Genomic DNA, 23,189 nt, shown 5'->3' with positions numbered 1-23,189 from the left:
ACCGCTGCACACTTTTGCTGGAATTGCTCTAGCCAACGCGCAGCATGACCTTGCCGACATGGCTGCCGGCTTCCAGCAGCCGGTGGGCTTCGACGACCTCGTCGAAGGCAAAGACCTTGTGGATGACGGGCGCGACGGTGCCAGCGGCAAGCAGCGGCCAGACCTCGGAGAGAAGATCATCGCGGATGGCGCGTTTTTCTTCCGCCGTGCGCGGGCGCATGGTGGAGCCGGTGACCGTCAGGCGCTTGACCATGATCGGCGAGAGATTGACCTTTTCGACGATCGCGCCGCCGAGGAAGGCGATGATCGACAGGCAGCCGTCCTTGGCCAGCGAGGCAATGTTGCGCTCGAAATAGGACGCGCCGATCATGTCGAGGATGATATCAACGCCGTGGCCGGTCTCGGCCTTGATCACCTCGGCGAAATCCTCGGTCCGGTAGTTGATCGCGCGTTTGGCGCCAAGCTTTTCGCAGGCCTCGCATTTCTCCTTCGAGCCCGCCGTCGCGTAGACCTCGGCGCCGAAGGCGCGGGCGAGCTGGATTGCCGTCGTGCCGATGCCGCTGGAACCGCCATGGATCAGCACCGTCTCGCCTTCCGTCAGCCCGGCCATCTGGAAGAGATTGGCCCAGACGGTGAAGAAGGTCTCAGGCAAGGCTGCCGCCTTCACCGCGTCATAGCCCTTGGGGAACGGCAGGATCTGGCCTGCTGGCAGCAGGCAATATTCGGCGTAGGCGCCGCCATTGGCAAGGCCGCAGACCTTGTCGCCGACGGCATGGCCGCTGACGCCCGGGCCGACGGCAACGATTTCGCCCGACAATTCCAGGCCGAGGATCGGGCTCGCACCCTTCGGCGCGGGATAGTTGCCCTGGCGCTGGGCAATATCGGGGCGGTTGACGCCGATCGCCTCGGCGCGCACCAGGACCTCTCCGTCTTGAGGCACGGGCAACGGGCGCCTGTCGATCGTCATCACCTCCGGCCCGCCAAAGGACGGCAGATCGACGAAATGCATTTCCTGAGGCAATGGCATGACCCGGCTCCTCCTAGAGCGGTTCAGAACCGCTCTAACCTTAGGTTTTACGCAATCCCGGACGAAAAACCGCTTCGCAGTTTTCCTGGGAATTGCTCTATTCGCTGGCATAGGAAGTAAATCAGCCCCGGAGGCTTGGGAAGGCTGGAAGTGGCAAGGGCGTCAATTCGCCTCGCCCAACCGATGGAAGGCGAGGCCTTCCGGCAGTTCGATGACCCGATCGAAAGCGGATCAGCGGGAACAGGGCTTCCGTGCCGCACGGTCGTAGCCGAGGATGCAGCCGGCGGCGCAGCCCTCGTTCGGAACATGCCGTGGCAGGATCAAGTAAACGAAAGTTTTATGAAACGCGCGGCCCATCGCGACGCGTTCAGCGCCTATTGGACTTCCCCAATAGAATCAAACGCTTGTTCAGGCGGAGCGACGGCGCTCCGCCTCGTGATCGGCGAACATGTCGGCGACGCATCTGCCGCCGGATGGAGCGTCGTCGTCAAGAATATCGTCCCGGAACTCGTTGAGCTTGCGGGCGGTATCCCAGAGACGCAGCGCCTCGCGGACGACCTCGCTGCTCGAGGCATAACCGCCATTGTCAACGGCGGCGCGGATGCCCGCTGCCTGTTGCGGAGAGATGGAAACGGTGACCATCGGCATGAACTTCCTCCCTTTTCTGATCAGGCAGAACCCTGCCTCTGGGGGACGCATGACCATTTTCAGCATTCTCGGCGATCTCGCCGGTGCCTTGGTGCATTCGCACATAGGACCGTCCGCGTGCTGGGAGCGGCCCGTAACCCCTTCAGTCTAATCCCCTGTCCTAGTCTTGTCAAAAAAGAACGGGTCTTGTCAAAAAAGAACGGCCGCTCTCCACAATCTCAACTGCGGATGCCGAGGCCGAAGGCGATCATGGTCGAGCCCTGAACGATGAGATCGGCGGCCAGGAACAGGCCGAGGATCCACAGGCTGTTCACCGGCCAGCCGAGCGCGATGACGAAACCCGCAAGGGCGGTGATGACGCCGCTTGCGACGATCCAGCGCCAGCCCTTGACCGGCTTCATGCGCATGCCGACCCAGGTACGGAAGACGCCGGCGACGACGAGCGAGAGCGAGAGAAACAGCGTCAGCGCCGCCGAGGTCAGGATCGGATTGATGAAGGCGCAGATGCCGGCAAGCACATAGAGCAGGCCGCTCAGTATCCAGAACAGCACGTGATCCCAGCCGCGCACCTGGAAGGCATGGACGAGATAGATAACGCCGCCGAACAGCATCAGCATGCCGACATAATAGACCGAGACGACGGTGGCGAGCATCAGATTGCCGAGCGCGATCAGACCGCAGACGAGCAGCAGCACGCCGAGACCGGCAAACCAGATCCATTTCGACTGCAGCGAAGATGTCGGCGCTCCCTCGAAGACATCGGCCATGACTCACCTCCTGACAGATTCGAATATGCTGCAGCAATTCGGCAGGGAAAGATCTGCGTCTGAGCAAATCGCTAAAGATTTTTATTGATTGATCAGTCAATCAAAAATAACCTGTCGCTGATTTCAAGGAGTGGTCTGTTGCCAAAGGTCGGTATGGAGCCGGTGCGCCGCAAGGCGCTTGTCGATGCGGCGCTGCGGGTGATCGGCGATCACGGCTCGCTTGCCGTCACCATGTCCGACATCGCCCGGCAGGCCGGCGTGTCGCCTGCCCTGGCGCATCATTATTTCGGCAGCAAGGAGCAATTGCTGATCGAAACGATCCGCTCGCTTCTCCGACAGTTGCGCAACGATACGGTGGCGGCACTCAGGGCCGCCAGGACGCCGCGCGCCCGGCTTTCGGCCGTCATCCGTGTCAGCTTCCACGCCGATCAGTTCGCGCCGGAGACGATTGCCGCCTGGCTTGCCTTTTACGCCGAAGCACAGCGCTCGGAAGAGACGCGGCGCTTCCTGGTGATCTATGCGCGGCGGCTGCGCTCCAATCTGCTGGCCGATCTGAAAGTGCTGTTGCCAGCTGACGCCGCAGAACGCATCGCCGAAGGCGCTGCGGCGATGATCGACGGGCTCTATATCAGGCAAAGTCTGAAATCCGCGCCGATCGGCATTGAAGCCTCGATTGCGCTGACCGAGGATTATCTGAATGCGCTTTTGGCCACCGCCTCCCCCTCTCCCCGGAGCGAGAAGGGACGACCACATCGAACCACCCAAGGACAAATGACATGAAAGCCCAGCCGAAAGCCTCGCACTTCATCGATGGCGAATATGTCGAGGATACCGACGGCACCGTCATCGAGAGCCTCTATCCCGCCACCGGCGAGGTGATCGCCCGGCTGCATGCCGCAACGCCTGCGATTGTCGAACGGGCGATCGCCGCCGCCAAGCGCGCCCAGCCGGAATGGGCGGCGATGAGCCCGATGGCGCGCGGGCGCATCCTGAAGCGGGCAGCCGACATCATGCGCGAGAGAAACCGGGCGCTCTCCGAACTCGAGACGCTCGATACCGGCAAGCCGATCCAGGAGACTGTTGTCGCCGACCCGACCTCGGGCGCCGATGCCTTCGAATTCTTCGGCGGCATCGCGCCGGCCGGTCTCAACGGCTCGCAGATCCCGCTCGGCCAGGACTTTGCCTATACCAAGCGCGTGGCGCTTGGCGTCTGCGTCGGCATCGGCGCCTGGAACTATCCGCAGCAGATCGCCTGCTGGAAAGCTGCGCCGGCGCTTGTCTGCGGCAATGCCATGGTGTTCAAGCCATCCGAGAACACCCCGCTCGGCGCGCTGAAGATCGCCGAGATCCTGCTTGAGGCGGGACTGCCGAAGGGGCTCTTCAACGTGATCCAGGGCGACCGCGACACCGGACCGCTGCTCGTCAACCATCCCGATGTCGCCAAGGTGTCGCTGACCGGCTCGGTGCCGACGGGGCGCAGGGTCGCGGCGGCTGCCGCCGGCAACCTCAAGCACGTGACGATGGAACTCGGCGGCAAGTCGCCGCTCATCGTCTTCGACGATGCCGATCTCGATTCGGCGGTCGGGGGCGCGATGCTCGGCAATTTCTATTCGACCGGCCAGGTCTGCTCGAACGGCACGCGCGTCTTCGTGCAGAAGACTGTTAAGGCCGAATTCCTGAAGCGGCTGAAGATCCGCACCGAGGCGATGCTGATCGGCGATCCGATGGACGAGGCGACGCAGGTCGGGCCGATGGTCTCCTGGGCGCAGCGCGAGAAGGTGATCTCCTATATCGAGAAGGGCAAGGCCGAGGGCGCAACACTGATTGCCGGCGGCGGCATTCCGAACAACGTCTCCGGCGAAGGCTATTATGTGCAGCCGACGGTGTTTGCCGATGTCACCGACGACATGACAATCGCCCGCGAGGAAATCTTTGGCCCCGTCATGTCAGTGCTCGATTTCGACGCCGAGGACGAGGTGATCGCCCGCGCCAATGCCAGCGAATTCGGCCTTTCCGGCGGCGTCTTCACCGCCGACCTCACCCGCGCCCACCGCGTCGTCGACCGGCTGGAAGCGGGCACGCTGTGGATCAACACCTATAATCTCTGCCCGGTGGAAATCCCCTTCGGCGGCTCGAAACAATCCGGCTTCGGCCGCGAGAATTCGCTTGCGGCGTTGGAGCATTATTCCGAACTGAAGACGGTTTACGTGGGCATGGGGCCGGTGGCGGCGCCTTATTGAATTGAAAAACATCTGCCCTTGCTTTTGCCCCTCACCCTAACGGGGTCGAGCCACTCGTCTCGACCCGTCCTCCGGACCCCCGCGCGCGGGGAGAGGGGACGTGCCCCAAAGCAGCGTCGAGGTTAAGGAACGCGGTGCGGCATATCTCCTTCTCCCCGCGAGCGGGGAGAAGGTGCCGGCAGGCGGATGAGGGGCAGGCTCTGGGAAAACAAGAAGCAGCCGGATGATGGCAGCTCGAGGGAACAAGACTATGCAAGCAGATTTCGTCATCATCGGCTCGGGCTCCGCCGGCTCCGCCCTCGCCTACCGCTTGTCGGAAGACGGCAAGAACAGTGTCATCGTCATCGAGGCCGGTGGCAGCGATTTCGGGCCGTTCATCCAGATGCCGGCAGCCCTTGCCTGGCCGATGAGCATGAAGAGATATAATTGGGGTTATCTGTCCGAGCCCGAGGCGAACCTCAACAACCGGCGCATCACCGCGCCGCGCGGCAAGGTGATCGGCGGCTCCTCGTCGATCAACGGCATGGTCTATGTGCGCGGCCATGCCGAGGACTTCAACCGCTGGGAGGAGCTCGGCGCCAGCGGCTGGGCCTATGCCGATGTACTTCCCTATTTCAAGCGGATGGAACATTCGCATGGCGGCGAAGAGGGCTGGCGCGGCACCGATGGGCCGCTGCATGTCCAGCGCGGCGGCTTCACCAATCCGCTCTTCCGCGCCTTCGTCGAGGCCGGCAAACAGGCGGGCTTCGAGACGACGGAGGATTACAACGGCAGCAAGCAGGAAGGCTTCGGTCTGATGGAGCAGACCATCTTCGGCGGCCGCCGCTGGTCTGCCGCCAACGCCTATCTGAGACCGGCGCTGAAGCGTGACAATGTCAGGATCGTCTATGGCTTTGCGCAGAAGATCGTGATCGAGGACGGGCGGGCGACCGGCGTCGAGATTGAACGCAACGGCAGGATCGAGGTGCTGAAGGCGAACCGCGAGGTGATCGTCTCGGCCTCCTCTTTCAATTCGCCGAAGCTCTTGATGCTGTCGGGCATCGGTCCCGGCCAACATCTGCAGGACATGGGCATTACGGTGAAGGCCGACCGGCCGGGCGTCGGCGCCAACTTGCAGGACCATATGGAATTCTACTTCCAGCAGGTGAGCACCAAGCCGGTGTCGCTCTATTCCTGGCTGCCGTGGTTCTGGCAGGGGGTGGCGGGCGCCCAATGGCTGCTCTCGCGCGGCGGGCTCGGCGCCTCCAACCAGTTCGAGGCCTGCGCCTTCCTGCGCTCGGCGCCGGGGCTGAAGCAGCCCGACATCCAGTATCATTTCCTGCCGGTGGCGATCAGCTATGACGGCAAGGCGGCCGCGAAAAGCCACGGCTTCCAGGTTCATGTCGGCTATAACCTGTCGAAATCGCGCGGCAGCGTGAGCTTGCGCTCCGCCGATCCCAAGGCCGACCCGGTGCTGCGCTTCAACTATATGAGCCATGCCGAGGATTGGGAGAAATTCCGCCACTGCGTGCGCCTCACCCGCGAAATCTTCGGGCAGACGGCCTTCAACGACTATCGCGGCCCGGAGATCCAGCCGGGCGAAAGCGTGCAAAGCGACGAAGAGATCGACGCCTTCCTGCGCGAACATCTGGAAAGCGCCTATCACCCCTGCGGCACCTGCCGGATGGGCGCCAAGGACGATCCGATGGCGGTGGTCGATCCGCAAACGCGGGTGATCGGCATCGATGGCCTGCGCGTCGCCGACAGCTCGATCTTCCCGCACGTCACTTATGGCAATTTGAACGGCCCCTCGATCATGACCGGAGAGAAGGCCGCCGACCATATCCTCGGCAAACAACCGCTGGCGCGTTCGAACCAGGAACCCTGGGTCAACCCGCGCGCGGCCGTCAGCGATCGATAAGAAGCGAGCCGTCCGACGTTACTTTGTCCGTCTATGCAGGTACCGAAAGCCTTCACAAACGCCCGTCACGGCCCAACCGTCTGACGTGAGGCGCGATATCGCGATATCGCGCCCATGAATCAGCGGGCCTTGGTTCGTTTTTTAAAGCGAAGAGACAAGGGCCCTCAACGATGTTCGAGAGCCCCGATCGCTCAGGCAGCGCGGTAGGATGCGAGCCAATGTGCGTAGGGGGCAGGCAATGTCCAGGACGGACGCTCGACACCGAGCTTGCGCGCGGCTTGGTAGGGCCAATGCGGATTGGCGAGCATCGCTTTGCCGATCATAACCAGGTCAAGCTGCCCGCTTCGGATGAGTTCGTCCGCTTGCTCCGGCTGAGTGATGTTCCAACTTGCGGCACCGGGGAGGCCAGTGGCCTTGCGGACCTGATCGGCGTAAGGCGCGATGAACCCCGGGCCCCAGGGAATATTGGCGGCTGGGGTTGAGAAGCCGAGGCTGACGTCGATGAAGTCGAGGCCGGCCTTCTTGAATTTTCCGACGAGATCGATCGCGTCCTGCAGGGTTTCCTGGTCGCGACCGTCAAACTCGATGACGCCGAAGCGAGCCGTCAGCGGACGATCCTCGGGCCAGACCTCACGAACGGCCGCCAGCGTCTCGAGGAGGAAGCGTCCACGGTTATCGGCGCTGCCGCCATATTCGTCGTCTCGCTGGTTCGAATGCGGCGAGAAGAAGCTCTGGCCGAGATAGCCGTGAGCAAAATGCAACACGAGCCAGCGGAATCCGATGTCGCGCGCGCGGATCGCTGCATCGACAAAATCGCCACGAACGCGATCTATGTCGGCCTTCGTCATGGCGCGCGGTACCTTGGCCAAGCCGCCGCCGAACGCGATGGCGGACGGTGCGATGGTTTCCCAGCCGCGCGGATCGCTATCGGCGATATGATCGTCGCCTTCCCAAGGGCGGTTTGCACTGGCCTTGCGGCCGGCGTGACCGATCTGGATCCCTGCGACCGCGCCCGCCTTTTCGATGCCGGCGACAATCGGCCCAAAGGCCTCGGCCTGGACATCATTCCAAAGACCGGTGCAGCCCGGCGTGATACGCCCCTCCGGAGAGACAGCCGTGGCTTCGACATTGACAAGGCCAGCGCCACCGCGCGCCAAGCTTGTGAGATGGGCGGCGTGCCAGTCGTTCGGAACGCCATCAGTCGCGGAGTATTGACACATGGGGGATACCGCGATGCGGTTTCGGAGGATGACGCCTTTCAGCGTGAATTGGTCGAACAGGCTGGGCAATGGAATCTCCTTGAAATGAATATCAATCAACCGCACGGATCTGCCGACGCCGCTGGCGTAGGGGTTAATCCGCGCGCTCGATCCTTCGGGGTGTCTAGACGGCGCGGTAACGGGGCGCAGGTTCACCGGTCTGCGTCGCGGCGAACAGTGTGGATCGGGCCTGGTCGAACTTGTCCCAGAGACTGGCGTCGGCAACGGATGGCAGCGTGATATCTTCGCCCTTGTCGAAACCGGCCAGGGCGGCGTCGACCAGGTTTTCGGACGTCATGACGGTCGCCTGGTTGAGCGACGCCAGCGGCACGCCCGACAAATCCCAGAGTTCCGTCGCCGTGGCCGCCGGCATCACGAGCTGCAGGCGGACATTGGTCTCAGCCAGCTCCTGCTGCAGACCCCGGCTGAAGTTCATCACATAGCCCTTGGTGCCGCTGTAGATCGCGCTGATCGGCAGGGCATGAAAGGACAAGACCGAAGCGACGTTGATGATCGCGCCGTGGTTGCGGCTGAGGAATGCAGGCAGAACGGCGTGTGTCAGCCGCGTGAGCGCAGTGACGTTGAGCGCGATCATCGCGGCCGCGTCTTCCTCAGTAGTCTTGGCGACCGGAGCCAAGGTCGAGTTGCCGGCGTTGTTGACGAGGAGCGTGATCGCTGAATTTTCCTTCAGCACCTTTTCGACGCGGTTGACGTCGGCGTCTTTCGTTAGGTCGGCTTCCACGACCTCGACTTTCGTGCCGTGGGCAGCGCCGAGCTTGTCCGAGAGCGCCTTCAGACGATCGGCCCGCCGGGCGACGAGGATGAGGTCATACCCCTTTTCGGCGAGACGCGCGGCGTAGATGGCGCCGATGCCAGCGGAGGCGCCAGTGACGAGGGCGACGGGCTTGAGCGATGATGCAGACATGTCAAAATCCTATTTGGTTGAGTGCTCAAGTTTACGTATGGTCGCGATGTCCTCTTGTCAATGGATGAGCCCTCAACTATTTTAGTGAGATGGGTAAGAAACTTTCGATTGGCAATCTCGGAGAGGAACTGCGTGGGGGCAGGCTGAGTTCGCCCGAACTCCTGTCCGAACTTGTGTGCACCAACACCGCTCTTCGACGCGCGTCACGGCGACTAGGCCAACTCTATGACGATGCGGTAGCGCCAACCGGCCTGAAGGCCACCCAGGTCGGGCTTCTGACCCAGATAGCTGCGTTGCGCGAAGGCGGCCATCAATGGCCCACCCTGCAATCCCTGGCCGAGCGCCTTGCCGTCAGCATCTCTGCTTTGACCCACGCACTTCGCCCGCTGGTCCGGGACGGACTGGTCGGGCTCATGCCGGACGAACACGATGGCCGCACGAAGCATGCGACGCTGACGACGCATGGTGAACACCGTCTGCACGAGGCATTGGCCCTGTGGGCTGATGCCAATCAGCGCGTCGAGGTGGTGCTGGGTCCTTCCGCTTCTGCGCTTCGCGCGCTGGCCGATGAAGTCGCCTCTCCGGAATTCCTGGAAGCTTATGAAGCTCGTCGCATGCTGCGAGGCTGACCGTGGGATGGGCGCGGCAGAGGATTCGGGCGATGAATTCGAACAAGCATGTTGAACCCGCAGTGCCTCGGACGGGCGCGCGCCGACAGCTCGCTAATTCCCTAAAGAAACCCGATCCATCGTCCGGCGATCACGGCGGCAATCCAGATGGCGGCAGACAGGGCGGCGGAGAAGCGCAGGCCAGGCCGGACCATGCCTAGGGAAAGCACCATTTTCCACCCTCGCCCGAGATGCACAATCGACAGGTTGAGAATGCCGAGGGCGATCAGCCCGAGCTTGGCAAGGAAGGCGGAATTGCCGGCATATTCGACCGCCCGGACGCTGAAGAGGCAGAAGCCGGTGACAATAGCCGCGGCAAGGCCGACGCCGGCGGCGCGTGACAGAAACGGCGCGACGATTTCAACCGGCACCTTGCGGAAGAAGCCGGCGAGCCTCAGATCGAGCGGCAGGATGGCGCCGAGCAAGAGGCCGATCGCCAGGATATGGGCTGCGTTGACGAACATGTAGAGTGTTCCGGAGCGCCGGAGCGCGACCGCAGGTGTCGTTGCCGACAGCCATTCGAGAATGTCGATCACAGCTCAGTTCGCCCAGAGGTCAGTTCGTCTTGATGCGGTCGGGATAGATATCGTAGCGCTTCTCGCCGATGGTGAGGCGCACCGCCTTCAGCCGCTTTTCTTTTGGATCCTGCGAACGGTTTCCAAGGGCCACCACCTGGTCGCCGGGCTTGGCCACACCTTCGACGAAACCGGAGCGTTCCGTCTGGCGCGGATTGCCGAGTTCGACGAGCCAGACGCCGTCATCGGCGGTGGCGATATCGAGCGTTGGATGCGGTCCGCCCATGGAGATCTTCTCGATGGTGCCGCGCAGTTCGATCTGATCCGCCTCGGCCCAGGACCAGCCGTGATGAGCAATTGCGCCGGTGGCGAAAGCCATCGAAAGCATGGCCGCAGCCACTAGAGTATTTCCGTTTTTCTTCGAACCACGGAAATGCTCTATCTTTTTGTTTTCACGCGATTCCGGACGCAAAACCGCTATGCACTTTTGCAGGAATTGCTCTAGCCGCCGTGCTGAAATTATAGACATGATATCCTCCCTACCACATGGGCAGGCAGGTGGAGCACCAAGTCTGGAAGAAAAGGGATTTCACCAAATCTTGAAGAAAGATGCGGGCGTCAGTTCACCCTGATGCTCAGGCCAGCAGACGCGTGACTTCGGCGCTGTGCTTTGGGGCGACGGCATCGGCGATGGTCGTCGAGAACAGCACCTTGCGGGTGGCGTCCGCCACCTTGGCGAAGACGTGGCGGATCTGGCAGTTCTGTTCGCCATCGCAATCGTCGCACCTTCTATAGGCGGTGATCGACAGACAGGGAAGCGGAGCGAGCGGGCCGTCGATGATGCGCAGGATCTCGCCGAAGGTGATCGTGTGGGCAGGCTTCAGCAGGAGATAACCGCCCTGCTTGCCGCGACGGCTGGCGACGACGCCGTGATGTTTCAGGTCGAGCAGGATCTGTTCGAGGAACTTTTTCGGGATCTTTTGCTGCGCCGCGATATCGGAAATCATCACCGGTTCGTCGGCATCGGCATCAGCCAAGACCGTGAGCGCCCGCAGCGCATATTTCGCCTTTTGCGTAATCATTTTTGACCATCGACACACACAGGCGGCGCGAATTTCCGCACCGCTACGGAAGTACTTTCACCTCTATGGCACAACCAGCATGAACGGAATTTGAACGCGCCGGAGAAAGCCTTGAGAGACAAGCGTTTTGGCCTTGTTTTTTGCTCTCGGCCAAGCGCACTTAATCTATGCCAAAACCGCGCCTTCTGCACCATTTTCGGCATCACTTCAGATTTCGGATTGACAGGCTGCGTGTAACTCTACTATTTCTATAGACATTCGAGCTGCCGATGTGGATTTTCATCCGCAGGCGGCTGCTTTTCTGCATCGCGGCAGCTTCGGAGAGATATTTGCTCCTTCGGCCGCAGCTTTCGAAATCCCTTTTTCTGTCCGATCCATGCGTGAACTGCGATACTCCCGTTCAACAAAGGACAGGAATCTCATGACTGCTATCAATCCGATTGTAGAAGGCGGGCCGATTGCGGAAGAAGGGCCGATTGCGGAAGCCGAGGCGCTGAACGACAGACTGGCAGGCCTCGACCTAGCCGGACGTCTGTCGCTGGTCTCCGGCCTTGGCGGCCGCGTGGTGTTCACAACGTCACTCGGCATCGAGGATCAGGTGATCACTGCCGAGATCGGCACGCACCGCCTGCCGATCGATATCGCGACGCTGCAGACCGGCCGGCTGTTTGCCGAGACGCTGTCTCTGATCGAGGAGACCGAAAGCCAGTACGACATCCATATCCATCGCTTCGAGCCCGAGAAGGCCGATATCGACGCCTATGCGGCGCAATACGGCCTCAACGGTTTCTACGAGAGCGTCGAGGCCCGGCATGCCTGTTGCGGCGTGCGCAAGCTGAAGCCGCTTGCGCGTGCCCTCGAAGGTGCCGCTATCTGGATCACCGGCCTGCGCCGCGGCCAATCGGCCAACCGCGCCGAAACGCCCTTTGCCGAGTATGACGCCGAACGCCACCTGCTGAAGGTCAATCCGCTCGCCGACTGGGACCTGGAGGCGATCAAGGCCTTCGTTTCCGCAAACGGCGTGCCGGTCAATCCGCTGCATCAGCGCGGCTATCCCTCGATCGGCTGCGAGCCCTGCACGCGGGCGATCAAGCCTGGCGAGCCGGAACGCGCGGGCCGCTGGTGGTGGGAGCAGGACGAAACGCGCGAATGCGGCCTGCATGTCGCCGAAGAGGCCGCAGCGATCGCCGCACAGTAAATCACCCCACGGCTTTCCCAATCAGGGCGCGGCAACCGCCGCAGCCTTGGGAAAGTCAACATTCCCTGGGAAAGCCAACATTCCCGGGGAAAGCCAACATCAAGGAATTGCTTTGCGGGCACCCGCAAACGACCGATAGCCTGGAGTAAGACATGCCCGATAGCCGTCCGGATACGGAACTCAGCAATCCGCAGAGCGCCAAGGCGCCGCTCGACCCGCATCTGAAAGCGCTGGAAAACGAATCCATCCACATCTTCCGCGAGGTTGCGGCCGAATTCGAGCGTCCCGTCATGCTCTATTCGATCGGCAAGGATTCCTCGGTGCTGCTGCATCTGGCGCGCAAGGCCTTCTATCCCGGCCGCGTGCCTTTCCCGCTTTTGCATGTGAACACCGGCTGGAAATTTTCCGAGATGATCGCCTTCCGCGACGCGACCGCGAAGAAGTACGATCTCGATCTGATCGAGCACATCAATCCACGCGGCAAAGCCGAAAACATCACGCCGTTCACGCATGGATCGGCCGCCTTCACCGACATCATGAAGACCGAAGGGCTCCGCCAGGCGCTCGATGCCGGCCAGTTCGACGCCGCTTTCGGCGGTGCGCGGCGCGACGAGGAAGCCAGCCGCGCCAAGGAGCGCATCTATTCCTTCCGCACGCCCGACCATCGCTGGGATCCGCGCAACCAGCGCCCGGAACTCTGGAACATCTATAACGGCATGATCCGCAAGGGTGAGAGCGTGCGCGCCTTCCCGCTGTCGAACTGGACCGAGGTCGATATCTGGCGCTACATCCAGGCCGAGGACATTCCGCTGGTGCCGCTCTATTACGCCAAGAAGCGGCCGTTCGTGGAACGCGACGGCATGATGATCCTGGCCGAGGATCCGCGCCTGGAACTGCTGCCCGGCGAAGTCCGCCAGGAAGGCATGATCCGCTTCCGCACCCTCGGCGACTTCCCGCTGACCGGCGCCATCCGCTCACAGGCCACCACCCTCGAAGAGGTGATTGCCGAACTCGAAATCGCAACGGTGTCCGAACGCCAGGGCCGCGCCATCGATCGCGACCAGTCCGGCTCCATGGAAAAAAAGAAGCGTGAAGGATATTTCTGAGATGACCGCAGCCCAAACCGCCGTCTCGGCCGCAACCGTCGTCAACCTGCCCGCCGCCGAGCCGCTCAAGGCCGTGCGCGATACCAGGCCGCTGCGCCTGATTACCTGCGGCAGCGTCGATGACGGCAAGTCGACCCTGATCGGCCGCCTGCTCTGGGACACCAAGGCGGTCAAGGAAGACCAGGCCGCCACGTTGCAGCGCGATTCCACCGGCAAGCAGAACGACCTCGGCCTGCCCGACTTCGCCCTGCTGCTCGACGGCCTGCAGGCCGAGCGCGAACAGGGCATCACCATCGATGTCGCCTATCGCTATTTCTCGACCGACAAGCGCTCCTTCATCGTCGCCGACACGCCCGGCCATGAGCAATATACCCGCAACATGGCGACCGGCGCCTCGACCGCCGATCTTGCCATTCTGCTGATCGATGCGCGCTTCGGCATTCTGGAGCAGACCCGCCGTCACGCGACGATCGCCTCGCTGCTCGGCATCAAGCAGTTTGTGCTTGCCATCAACAAGATCGACCTGACGGGCTACGACCGCGCCGGCTTCGACAAGATCAGCCATGACTTCCGGGAATTTGCCCTGTCGCTCGGCGTCAAGCAGATCACCGCCATTCCGATGTCGGCGCTGAAGGGCGAAAACGTCGTCTATTCCGGCCAGGCCGCCATGCCCTGGTATAGCGGCCCGACGCTGGTGGAAACGCTGGAGCTTGCCACCGTGCGCTCGTCGCAGACGGTCGGCTTCCGCCTGTCCGTCCAGCGCGTCTCGCGTCCCGGCGAAAGTTTCCGCGGCTATCAGGGCACGGTTGCCGGCGGTTCGGTCAAACCCGGCGACAGCGTCATGATCCTGCCGTCCGGCATGGTCGCCAACGTCTCGAAGATCGTCACCTTCGATCTCGTCCGTAATGCCGCCGTGGCCGGCGATGCGATCACGCTGGTGCTCGACCGCCAGGTGGATGTGGCGCGCGGCGACATGATCGTCTCGATCGACGCACAGCCGCAGGTCGGCCTTGCCTTCGACGCGCAGATCGTCGCGCTGCAGCCTGAGGGTATCGAGCCCGGCAAGCGTTACTGGCTGAAGAGCGGCAGCCGCCGGCAGCGTGTCCAGGTGCAGCCGCTCAGCCAGCTGGAACTGAAGACCGGTGCCTGGAACGCCGCCCAGCGGCTCTACATGAACGCCATCGGCAAAGTCCGGCTCGTCTTCGACGAAGCCGCGATCTTCGACCCCTATGAGCAGAACCGGCTTTCCGGCTCCTTCATCCTGATCGATCCGGAGACCAACAACACGGTCGCCGGCGGCATGGTGACCGGCAAGCGCACGGAACTCGGCGGCCTGCACAATGGCGAAGCCCGCGTCATCCTCTCGCTTCCGGCCGACCTTGCCGAACAGATCATGGCGAGCGAGCTCTTCGCCAGCCGCAGCCATGAGGCCGAGGTGCGGCGCATGACGGCAGCCGAAGCCGCCGACCTCTGGTCGAGCGCTGCAAGCGATATCTGATAAGGATAAGGGGCCAGCAAGACTGGCCCCCTCACCGCAGCCGAATCTGCGGGCTGCAGAGCTGCTCAGAACCTGAGACTTTGCGATCAGGGCTCCGCATCCGCTTCCGGCCGATAGTATTGAAAAAGTCGAAAATCCGGGCTTAACGAAAAGTCGGTCAATTGGTGATTTGAGCGAATGTTGCCGCTCGATGCTGTTTCGCTTCCGCTATGCGGCCTCACGCTGCTTGAACGAAATTGGCTGGTCCCCCAGCTCATTTTTTTGAGTCGGCCTCTACGGCCGCCGAAAAAAACAGAGTTTGCAGAAAACGGGCTTTTTCAGTTCGCGATTCGCTGTTTTCCGCTTGCCCGCGGGCCAAAGTGGGGCCATTCTTAGATCGGATCCTGGCGGTGCGGTAAAACGAGAGCTCAGGCCTTGCAGCGCTCAATTTCGACCTAGAAGCACTTAACGTGGCGCCTTTTCTCGACTGATCCCCGAGCGAGGAGGTTGTCCATGTCCACGCTCTATGTCGACCATCCGCTACAACCGGGCGACCGGGTCCCGAACGTTGTGTTTGATGCGATCTCACGCGAGGGAAAGATCGCACTTGATGATTTTCGTGGCCGCAGCCCATTGTTGATCGGTTTGTTTCGAGGCCTGCATTGTCCGTTCTGCCGGCGCCATGTCGCGGCCATGGCATATCTCAACCCGGTGCTGCGTGAGAAAGGCGTCCAATCTCTGGCGGTGGTAAACACCCCGGTCGAACGCGCGCGGCTCTATTTCCGTTACCATCCGATGCCCGATCTTCTTGCTGCTTCCGACCCGGTACGGGCTTCGCACCAAGCCTTCGGCTTACGCGAGGTCGGGATCGACACGGCCATGGCGATACGGATCGATCTTCCGGGCGAGTTGCCCGAGCCTATGGGCGTGATGGCAATGGACGAATTTCTCAACAGGAAGGAAGGATATCAAATTACGGAAGCCGATCAGCAGATGATGACTGCCGACCATGGGCAGCTTGTCGGTCAGTTCCTAATCGACCGGGAGGGCATTGTACGCTGGAGCTTCACCGAAGTTCTGGAGGCTGGGCTCCAGACATTCCAGGCACCGAATTCCCAGGAATTGATGTCGGTCGCTTCCCAAGTCGTACATTAACAACGAAAAACTCGCTCGACGACCTACCGGGTGGTGCTCACGAGGGTATCCGATAAAGTCCTGAAAGGCGTCGCCGACGATGCGACGGGGCCGATGAGGGCTCCGCATCCGCTTCCGGCCCGAAGCGGTCAGATGGCTTTCCTCTAGACTTCAGCATTTCCGCGATCTACATTTGAGCCTCTGTAAGCCTGAAATTGTATCAGGTCTCAGCCCCTTCGCATCGCCCACCCTCACCATGTGCGGTTCGGGCCTGCGCTTCCCCCCCATTCAACGTAATTTCACCGTGCAAGCGGGAGGAGTTTCCATGGCCAATGCCCAATGCGCCTGCGGCGCTCTGAGACTGATGCTCAGCGAGCCACCACAACTGACAGCTCTCTGCCACTGTTTGGCCTGCCAGCGCAGAACGGGTGCGCCGTTCAGCGCAAATGCTTTCTACTCGATCGGCTGCGTCGAAATATCTGGAACGTCTACAGAATTCATTCGTACTGCCGAGAGCGGTCGCAAGGTCCGAATGCATTTTTGCCCAACATGCGGCTCGACCGTCTATTGGAAGGCCGATGCTGCACCGTCCTGGATCGGGGTGGCGGTCGGTTCCCTTGCCGATCCGGCCTTCGCGCCACCTGCCCTATCAGTCTTCGAACAATCGAAACATAATTGGGTGCAGCTTGACGACGAGGTAGAGCACTTTCAAGGTTCGGTGTCCGAGTGACCGGCCAGACAAGTTCTCATGGCGCATTCCGGCCTCTCTCGGCGATAAGCGGTGCCCGGCGCAGAAGGGGATGCCCAGCAGGCTTTGGCTTGGCTTAGTCCGCCTTTTCCGAAGCGATCTCATTTCCTTCGTAAAGCGCAGCTCCGACGACCGGGGCGAGCCAAGGTTCACGTCGAATGTTCCACACTTCGACCATCGGGCTGATAGCGTAAGGCGCGTCATCAAGCGTCCCCAGAAACACTTCCACGCCGCCATCGAAGAGAAAGAAGAGCCGAGAACCACAGACAGGGCAGAAGGACCTTTTATCGAAAGTGCTGATTTCGCCGGACATCTGGAATTGCCGACGATGCCAATTTGCCGTTGCGGAGAAAGCGGAGCCCGTGATCTTTCTACACGTCTTGCAGTGGCACAACCCTGACTGATAGGGCTCGCCCCAGACCTCATAACGCACTGCACCGCACAGGCATCCACCCGTTCGTATTGCTTCGACTGGCATGTTCTCCTCCCGCCTGAAGTTGTGACGACCCACTAAAGACAACAGCGGCTGAGATATCAATGACGGCAATGGGCGCAAACCTGAACTCCGCCGGGCTGCGACCAGTTCAATGGCTGCCTTTGCCCCCTGCGGCCCCGGCCAACTGAGCGGACTACTTCACGAGAGCATTCTTCAGCGCATCGACGACGACGCGGATGGAGGGGACGTCTTTAATGTCAGAATGGACAACCAGCCAGACCTCTCTTGTCAAAAGATGTTCGGTCTCAATGCGCTGGAGACCGCTGGTGTCAAGGACGGTGAAATCGGGGAGCATGACGACACCGGCGCCAAGGCTTGCGGTTGCGGCCTGAAACTCCAGAACGGATGATCTCACGGCGATCGGCCGGCCGGCGGCGAGTTCGATTAGCCGCAGCTGTTGCGGTGAGGCGTTCATGGTTTCGTCGTAACCGATGAAGGTCCAGTCCGACGGGGAAACCGTTTCGAGATAGGTCTTTGATGCGTAGAGATGGAAGCTTGTCTCGCCGAGCTTGACGATGGCGTAATCGCCGTCCTCGGGACGCGACATGCGCACGGCGATATCGGCCTCTCGTCTGTTCAGGGAGGCGAGCCGCTTTTCTCCGACAAGCGTGATCTCAACACCCGGATGGTCTCGCCTGACGGCCGCGATCGGCTTTGCCAACAGCACGCTTGAGAGAGCGGGAGGCGCGCTGATCCTGACATGGCCCCGCAATTCCGTGGCGCTGCTGCGACCAAGCTGCTCGATTGCTGCGGTCTGCGCCGCGACAAGAGCTGCGTGCCTGGCAATCTGCTCTCCGTCCGAGGTTAAAATGATGCGCCTTCCGCGGCGGTCGACCAGCTTGCGTCCCAGACTGCCTTCAAGCGACGAAACGCGCCGGCTGATCGTCGCGTGTTCGACGCCGAGCTGCTTTGCTGCGCCAAGCAAGGTTCCGGACTGCGCCAGCGCCAGGAAATGCCGAAGGTCGTCCCAGTCGAGTTTTGTGAATTCTTTCCCAATCATTGTGAAACAATAGGGAATTTTCACACACCACGCCATCGCCTAATTTGTGCCCATGAAGGAGCACGAGAGATGACCGACCAAATCATATGGCTGAACGCCCCCGGTGATACCGCCCAGTTCCATGTTGAGGAGCATCACCAGTGTGAACCTCCCGGTCATGGCGAGATACAAATCCGTCACGAGGCGATCGGAACCAACTTTCTCGACGTCTATCACCGCAAGGGCCTCTATCCCATGCCTTCCTATCCCTCGGTGATCGGCGCCGAGGCGGCGGGCATTGTCGACGATGTCGGTCCCGGCGTCTCCATCTTCGAAAAGGGTGACCGCGTCGCCTATGGAGGGCCTCCGGTTGGCGCCTATCGCTCCACCAGGAATATTGCCGCCGAAAGGGCGATCAAGCTTCCGGATGCCGTTTCAGCGAAAACGGCAGCGAGTTCGCTGCTCAAAGGCATGACCGCCTACATGCTGCTGAAAAAGACCTATGATGTGCGTGCAGGAACCCAGGTTCTGATCCATGCGGCTGCGGGCGGGCTCGGGAGCATCCTCGTTCGCTGGGCCAGATCGCTCGATGCCACGGTGATCGGGACGGTCGGCTCTTCCGAAAAGGCCGCACTCGCCGCATCGTATGGAGCCGATCACCTTATTGTCGGACGAGACGCCGATATCGTCGCGGACGTGAAGCGGCTGACGAACGGGCTTGGTGTCGACGTCGCCTATGACGGGATCGGCGGTGACACGCTTCTCAAAAGCATACGCTCTGTCCGCCCATTCGGCATGGCTGTCACCATCGGCCAGGCCGCCGGTGCCATTCCACCGGTGCCTGTCGAGGAACTTCGCCCGGGCAAGGCGCTCTGCCATCCGAGCATCATGGCCTGGTGCGCTGACATCGGACAGTATCGCGAGGCTGCTCTGGCTGCCGTCGGGGCGATGGAAACCGGGATCGTTTCGCAGATCGGTGCCGAATATCGTTTGGCCGATGTTGCCAAGGCGCATGAAGAGATGGAATCCGGACGCTCGGCGGGCAGTATCCTGCTGATCCCTTGAAGAGCCAGAGAAACAGCGCCGGCAGAGTCCATGGATCGCTGTCGGCGCCTTTCAGTCCTCGGTGCGGGTTTCGACGCGCTTGGCCGGCACCATTTATCCATAAAATGGCATTATGTTATGTATTTCAGATATCTACAGCCATAGAACCTGTTGAGATAGGGTCCGCCATTGCGGTGGGCACTCGGCATAGGCCGACCGCTCTCCCGCAAAATGACGCCCGGCACCGCAGTCGGCGTCAATGACAGGGAAAGGTTCAAAGCTCTATGTCTGCCCATGAAAAACCACTGATCGCGATTGTCGGCGCAACGAGCAAACAGGGGCGCAGCGTTGCCACGACGCTCCTTGACAGCCAACGTTTCCGGGTGCGCGCTTTCACCCGGAAAAAGGATTCCCCTGAAGCTTTACGTCTGGAGAAACGCGGCGCTGAAATCGTCACCGTCCCTCTCGAACTTGGCCGTCAAAAGGACCTCGTTGCCGCCTTCAAAGGCGCGGATGGCGCATTTCTGATGACGCCGCCGATCGCCCCGCCGGAGACCATCGAGACCCCTCTCGGCCGACAACTGGCGGATGCCGCCGCTGAGGCCGGCGTCGGGCATATAGTTTTCAGCACGCTGGAGAATGTCGACAAGATCACCAGTGGCACGAAGTATGCGCCGCATTTTACCGACAAGGCACGCGTAGCAGACCACATTCGCGGCTTGCCGATCTCTCATTCCTTCGTCATGCTGGCATTCTTTTATACGAATCTGCTCGAATATTATGTGCCGCGCATGGAGGGCGATACGCTGCTCCTGCCGGTTTATCTTCCCGAAGATTTCCGAGCGCCTTTTGTCGATCCGCTGACCGCGACCGGGCCTGCCGTCCTCGAGATTTTCTCAAATCCCGAGCGTTACAACGGCAAAACCCTGCCGATCGTTGGCGACATCATTTCTCCGAGCGAGATGATCGAAACCTTTCAGCGCGTGACCGGCCTCAAGGCCGCGTATCGAAACGCTTTCACCCGGGATGGCCTGCTGCACTATTTTCCAGAATTTGCTGCCAACGAACTTCTCGTTCGAGAGCTTCTGGGGATGGTCGAATACGCTGTCGACTATGGCTATTTCGGCAAGGAGCACGACCTTGAATGGAGCCGTCGCCTGAACCCCGACACGCTCAACTGGGAACAATATCTCAAGACGACGGGGTGGCGTGGCGATAAGCGGTCTTTCGGACGTTGAAGCATGTCGCGCAAATGTGTGCAGCGGTTTTGCAATAACGATATGCTTGAAAACAAAGACTTACGATGGCCGGATTCCCGGCAATTTGGAAACCTCGGCGACAAGAAAGTCGACGAGAAGCCGAACGCGGGCAATGGCGGCACGCTCTGGAACGATCAGCAAGCTCACCGGAACCGGTAAAGGACGATAGTCGCCAAGCACGACCTCGAGTTGACCGTCGTCCAGAAGATCGTGGACCAACCAGAGGTGTCCAGGACCAATGCCGCGACCGGCGGCAAAGGCTTCGCGCGCCGCAAGCCCGTGATCGACGCGCAACTTCCCACCGACGGGGATCATCAGGCTTGCGCCATCGGGAGAGGAAAGAACGAGCTGATCGCTGCCGGCCACATTCGACATCACGACGGTTTCGTAGCGTGACAGATCGGCTGGGTGCTGCGGCCGTCCATGGACGGACAAATAGGTCGGAGCGCCCACCAGCAGCCGATGGCTCTCTCCGAGCGCATGAAGTTTCATCGCGCTGTCGGCGAGAGGCCCAAGACGGAGTGCGACGTCGACGCCTTCGCGAACCAGGTCGATCCGCTCGTCCGTCAGGTTGAGGTCGACCCGGATGTCCGGATGCTTGTCCTGGAAATCAAAGATCAGGCGCGTGATGTGCATCACGCCGAGCGCTGCCGTACAAGAAAGCCGAACAGCGCCCGCGGGGGCCTGCCGGGCATCTCTTGCTTCTTCAGCAGCCTGTTCGACCAGGCGTAATATCTGCAGGCAGTTGGTATAATAGCGGCTACCCTCGTCGGTCAGGGTCACGCGTCGCGTGGTTCGGGTGAGAAGCGGTACGCCGACAGCCTCCTCAAGTTCGTTGAGGTGCCGCGTCACAGTGGATTGACCGATACCCAGCTCTCTTGCGACCATCGACAGGTTGCCGCGTTCGGCGACGCGGACAAAGGTGCGCATTCTGTCGAGAGACAGTCCCGTACTATCCATTTTTCAGCACAATGATCATCATTCCCTCGGTATAGGGAATAATCTGGGCTATGCCTAGTTCGAGCAGATCGGCCGGATTGATCCGGCCGATCGCTGTTCATCCGAATTTGACGAGGTTGAGGACAGGCAACGGCCCGCCGGGGAATTGCGCGAGCTTGCCGCCAATCGAAATCGGCCCGAGATCGATGCCGGCAAAGCCCAGTCTGGAGATCAGCGCGCCCACTTCGGCCTTCGATTGGGCATCGTCGCCGGAATAGAAGAGCACGCGGCTGCCGCCCTCGGCGCGGGGATCGGCTGAAACCAGATGCGCCAGAAGATGGTTGAATGCCTTCACGACGCGAGCACCAGGCACCAGGCTCGCAAAGACTTCCGTCGACAGGCGGCCATTTAGCTCGGCCGGTTTGAACAGCGGTCCTTCGATCGGATTGTTGGCGTCGATCACGACGCGGCCCGCCCAGTCGGGAAGACCCGCCAATGCCTTGGGAAGCTTTGACCAAGGGACGGCGACAAGGACGAGGTCGGCTTTCGCCGCCTCGTCGATCGTCCCCGCCGTAATGTGCGGTGACAGCTCCTCGGTAAGATCATGCAATGTGTCAGGGCCGCGACTGTTTGAGATCGTGGCAGCGATGCCGTTGCGGGCAAGGGCCCGGGCGAAGGCGGAGCCGATCTTGCCGGCGCCAATGATACCGATGGTCATTGCGATAACTCCATTGTTTGGTTTCGATGGAGCGAATATCGCCTCGTTATTCTCTTGTGATTAGACGGAATTGCCTGTTATCAATTTCAAGCATTCATTGAAAGTCATGATATGGAGACGCTTGCAAACCTGGAATCCTTCGTGCGCAGCGCCGAGCTTGGCAGCTTCTCCTCGGCGGCACGGCGGCTCGGCCTGACGCCGGCGGCGGTCAGCCGCAATGTCGCAGCACTTGAAGGCAACCTGAAGCTCAGGCTGTTTCAACGAAGCACCCGAAGTCTGACGCTCACGGAAGCCGGCGAGCGCTTTCTGCTTTCAATCCGTGACCATCTGGAAAGCCTTCAGGGAGCGATCTCGGAGGCATCGAACGAACAATCCGAACCATCCGGCGTGCTGAAACTCAGCATGAGCCCGACACTCGGCATCGGCTACATCCTTCCACTATTGCCAGAGTTCATGCAGCGATATCCGATGATCCGGCCGGAATGGATGTTCGAAAACAGACAGGTCGATCTGATCGCCGAGGGCTATGATGCTGCGATCGGCGGAGGTTTCGAGTTGACGCCTGGTGTCATCGCCAGGCCATTGGCCCCTGCTCATATTATCCCCGTGGCATCACCAGGATATATGGGCGATCGTGTTCCGCCTCATGATCCGTCCGGCTTGCGCGAATTCGACGGTATCGTCATGCGCTCGATGCGGACGGGTCGAATTCACCAGCGGCAGATGCGCAATCTTGTTGGAGATGAGCAGCCTGCGGCCTTGAAAGAGAAGATCGTCGTCAACGATCCCGCGGCAATGCGATCCGCCGCACTTCTCGGCCTTGGTGTCGCGATGATCGCCAAGGCGGATGCTCTTCGCTATCTGGAGAGCGGCGAGCTGATCCGATTGATCCCGGCATGGTATGCCGATGCAGGCCCGATTTCGATCTATTATGCAAACCGCACCCTGTTGCCCTCCAAGACAAGGGTGTTCATCGACTTCCTGACGGAGGTTTTTCAACGTGAACGGTGGCCGGATCGATTTGCAGGAACCCTGGGCTGATCTCGACAGTTTGAGGGCG

At 61.0% G+C, this 23,189-nt stretch carries 24 protein-coding genes; 12 read left to right on the top strand and 12 right to left on the bottom strand.

All coding sequences use genetic code 11. The annotated features are described in order from the left end of the window. Positions 1 to 28: 28 nt before the first annotated feature. The 3 genes from AC245Y_RS04590 to AC245Y_RS04580 form a co-directional block, all read right to left on the bottom strand. A complete protein-coding gene (locus AC245Y_RS04590) occupies positions 29 to 1,027 on the bottom strand; it encodes an NAD(P)H-quinone oxidoreductase (protein WP_017993348.1) in 999 nt (332 codons plus the stop codon). 408 nt (positions 1,028 to 1,435) lie between these two features. Next, positions 1,436 to 1,675: a ribbon-helix-helix domain-containing protein gene (locus AC245Y_RS04585; protein ID WP_012756551.1), complete on the bottom strand. Its 240-nt coding sequence runs from the start codon at positions 1,673 to 1,675 to the stop codon at positions 1,436 to 1,438. Positions 1,676 to 1,893: 218 nt separating this feature from the next. Then, positions 1,894 to 2,442, bottom strand: coding sequence for an HdeD family acid-resistance protein (locus tag AC245Y_RS04580; RefSeq protein ID WP_012756550.1), 549 nt, complete (start codon positions 2,440 to 2,442; stop codon positions 1,894 to 1,896). Between the two features lie 153 nt (positions 2,443 to 2,595). On the opposite strand from AC245Y_RS04580, the gene betI reads away from it, so the two are divergent. The 3 genes from betI to betA all read left to right on the top strand — a co-directional run bounded on the left by betI (position 2,596) and on the right by betA (position 6,582). Then, complete coding sequence (gene betI, locus AC245Y_RS04575) at positions 2,596 to 3,222, top strand: transcriptional regulator BetI (RefSeq protein WP_012756549.1); 627 nt, start codon at positions 2,596 to 2,598, stop codon at positions 3,220 to 3,222. Then, positions 3,219 to 4,682: a betaine-aldehyde dehydrogenase gene (gene betB, locus AC245Y_RS04570; RefSeq protein WP_017993346.1), complete on the top strand. Its 1,464-nt coding sequence runs from the start codon at positions 3,219 to 3,221 to the stop codon at positions 4,680 to 4,682. Before betI ends, betB begins: the two co-directional genes overlap by 4 nt. A gap of 250 nt (positions 4,683 to 4,932) precedes the next feature. Next, positions 4,933 to 6,582: a choline dehydrogenase gene (betA, locus tag AC245Y_RS04565; RefSeq protein WP_012756547.1), complete on the top strand. Its 1,650-nt coding sequence runs from the start codon at positions 4,933 to 4,935 to the stop codon at positions 6,580 to 6,582. Positions 6,583 to 6,773: 191 nt separating this feature from the next. On the opposite strand, the gene AC245Y_RS04560 is transcribed toward betA, so the two are convergent. Together AC245Y_RS04560 and AC245Y_RS04555 are read right to left on the bottom strand one after the other, a co-directional pair. Continuing rightward, on the bottom strand, positions 6,774 to 7,871 hold the full coding sequence (locus AC245Y_RS04560; protein ID WP_020486936.1) for an NADH:flavin oxidoreductase/NADH oxidase: 1,098 nt from the start codon (positions 7,869 to 7,871) through the stop codon (positions 6,774 to 6,776). Between the two features lie 94 nt (positions 7,872 to 7,965). After that, complete coding sequence (locus AC245Y_RS04555; protein ID WP_012756545.1) at positions 7,966 to 8,766, bottom strand: SDR family NAD(P)-dependent oxidoreductase; 801 nt, start codon at positions 8,764 to 8,766, stop codon at positions 7,966 to 7,968. Between the two features lie 89 nt (positions 8,767 to 8,855). Here AC245Y_RS04555 and AC245Y_RS04550 point away from each other — a divergent pair, with 89 nt between their 5' ends. After that, positions 8,856 to 9,395 carry a MarR family winged helix-turn-helix transcriptional regulator gene (locus tag AC245Y_RS04550; RefSeq protein ID WP_017993344.1) on the top strand — a complete coding sequence of 180 codons (540 nt, stop codon included), beginning with the start codon at positions 8,856 to 8,858 and terminating at the stop codon, positions 9,393 to 9,395. Positions 9,396 to 9,496: 101 nt separating this feature from the next. Here AC245Y_RS04550 and AC245Y_RS04545 read toward each other — a convergent pair whose 3' ends face one another. From AC245Y_RS04545 to AC245Y_RS04535, 3 genes are all read right to left on the bottom strand, one after another. Continuing rightward, the gene (locus AC245Y_RS04545; protein ID WP_012756543.1) at positions 9,497 to 9,970 is read right to left on the bottom strand and encodes a DUF6644 family protein; all 474 of its coding nucleotides are present in this window, start codon (positions 9,968 to 9,970) and stop codon (positions 9,497 to 9,499) included. A 19-nt stretch (positions 9,971 to 9,989) separates the two neighbouring features. Then, a complete protein-coding gene (locus AC245Y_RS04540) occupies positions 9,990 to 10,337 on the bottom strand; it encodes a DUF6152 family protein (protein ID WP_050563535.1) in 348 nt (115 codons plus the stop codon). A 247-nt stretch (positions 10,338 to 10,584) separates the two neighbouring features. Then, the gene (locus tag AC245Y_RS04535) at positions 10,585 to 11,031 is read right to left on the bottom strand and encodes an RrF2 family transcriptional regulator (RefSeq protein ID WP_017993342.1); all 447 of its coding nucleotides are present in this window, start codon (positions 11,029 to 11,031) and stop codon (positions 10,585 to 10,587) included. Positions 11,032 to 11,452: 421 nt separating this feature from the next. On the opposite strand from AC245Y_RS04535, the gene AC245Y_RS04530 reads away from it, so the two are divergent. The 5 genes from AC245Y_RS04530 to AC245Y_RS04510 all read left to right on the top strand — a co-directional run bounded on the left by AC245Y_RS04530 (position 11,453) and on the right by AC245Y_RS04510 (position 16,676). Further along, complete coding sequence (locus tag AC245Y_RS04530; RefSeq protein WP_012756540.1) at positions 11,453 to 12,229, top strand: phosphoadenylyl-sulfate reductase; 777 nt, start codon at positions 11,453 to 11,455, stop codon at positions 12,227 to 12,229. Positions 12,230 to 12,381: 152 nt separating this feature from the next. After that, on the top strand, positions 12,382 to 13,335 hold the full coding sequence (cysD, locus tag AC245Y_RS04525) for a sulfate adenylyltransferase subunit CysD (protein WP_012756539.1): 954 nt from the start codon (positions 12,382 to 12,384) through the stop codon (positions 13,333 to 13,335). Between the two features lies 1 nt (position 13,336). Beyond that, on the top strand, positions 13,337 to 14,833 hold the full coding sequence (gene cysN, locus AC245Y_RS04520; protein ID WP_012756538.1) for a sulfate adenylyltransferase subunit CysN: 1,497 nt from the start codon (positions 13,337 to 13,339) through the stop codon (positions 14,831 to 14,833). 492 nt (positions 14,834 to 15,325) lie between these two features. Next, positions 15,326 to 15,967 carry a peroxiredoxin-like family protein gene (locus tag AC245Y_RS04515; RefSeq protein ID WP_012756537.1) on the top strand — a complete coding sequence of 214 codons (642 nt, stop codon included), beginning with the start codon at positions 15,326 to 15,328 and terminating at the stop codon, positions 15,965 to 15,967. Between the two features lie 304 nt (positions 15,968 to 16,271). Next, a complete protein-coding gene (locus tag AC245Y_RS04510) occupies positions 16,272 to 16,676 on the top strand; it encodes a GFA family protein (RefSeq protein WP_026157283.1) in 405 nt (134 codons plus the stop codon). Between the two features lie 94 nt (positions 16,677 to 16,770). Here AC245Y_RS04510 and AC245Y_RS04505 read toward each other — a convergent pair whose 3' ends face one another. Together AC245Y_RS04505 and AC245Y_RS04500 are read right to left on the bottom strand one after the other, a co-directional pair. Beyond that, positions 16,771 to 17,172 (bottom strand): GFA family protein, encoded by a 402-nt coding sequence (locus AC245Y_RS04505; RefSeq protein WP_017993339.1) that lies wholly within the window; start codon positions 17,170 to 17,172, stop codon positions 16,771 to 16,773. 151 nt (positions 17,173 to 17,323) lie between these two features. After that, positions 17,324 to 18,190 carry a LysR family transcriptional regulator gene (locus AC245Y_RS04500; RefSeq protein ID WP_020486935.1) on the bottom strand — a complete coding sequence of 289 codons (867 nt, stop codon included), beginning with the start codon at positions 18,188 to 18,190 and terminating at the stop codon, positions 17,324 to 17,326. Between the two features lie 69 nt (positions 18,191 to 18,259). Between AC245Y_RS04500 and AC245Y_RS04495 the strand changes: the two genes are divergently transcribed. Both AC245Y_RS04495 and AC245Y_RS04490 read left to right on the top strand, forming a co-directional pair. Beyond that, a complete protein-coding gene (locus AC245Y_RS04495) occupies positions 18,260 to 19,234 on the top strand; it encodes a quinone oxidoreductase family protein (protein ID WP_017993337.1) in 975 nt (324 codons plus the stop codon). A 263-nt stretch (positions 19,235 to 19,497) separates the two neighbouring features. Beyond that, positions 19,498 to 20,451, top strand: a complete 954-nt coding sequence (locus AC245Y_RS04490; RefSeq protein ID WP_012756532.1) for an NmrA/HSCARG family protein — start codon at positions 19,498 to 19,500, stop codon at positions 20,449 to 20,451. A gap of 60 nt (positions 20,452 to 20,511) precedes the next feature. Here AC245Y_RS04490 and AC245Y_RS04485 read toward each other — a convergent pair whose 3' ends face one another. Both AC245Y_RS04485 and AC245Y_RS04480 read right to left on the bottom strand, forming a co-directional pair. Next, the gene (locus AC245Y_RS04485; RefSeq protein WP_017993336.1) at positions 20,512 to 21,432 is read right to left on the bottom strand and encodes a LysR family transcriptional regulator; all 921 of its coding nucleotides are present in this window, start codon (positions 21,430 to 21,432) and stop codon (positions 20,512 to 20,514) included. A 97-nt stretch (positions 21,433 to 21,529) separates the two neighbouring features. Next, the gene (locus AC245Y_RS04480; RefSeq protein WP_017993335.1) at positions 21,530 to 22,129 is read right to left on the bottom strand and encodes an NADPH-dependent F420 reductase; all 600 of its coding nucleotides are present in this window, start codon (positions 22,127 to 22,129) and stop codon (positions 21,530 to 21,532) included. Between the two features lie 111 nt (positions 22,130 to 22,240). Here AC245Y_RS04480 and AC245Y_RS04475 point away from each other — a divergent pair, with 111 nt between their 5' ends. Next, a complete protein-coding gene (locus AC245Y_RS04475) occupies positions 22,241 to 23,170 on the top strand; it encodes a LysR family transcriptional regulator (RefSeq protein WP_017993334.1) in 930 nt (309 codons plus the stop codon). Positions 23,171 to 23,189 lie beyond the last annotated feature (19 nt).

The organism is Rhizobium sp. SRDI943, from assembly GCF_057653695.1.
This window is presented reverse-complemented; position numbering and strand designations above follow the sequence as displayed.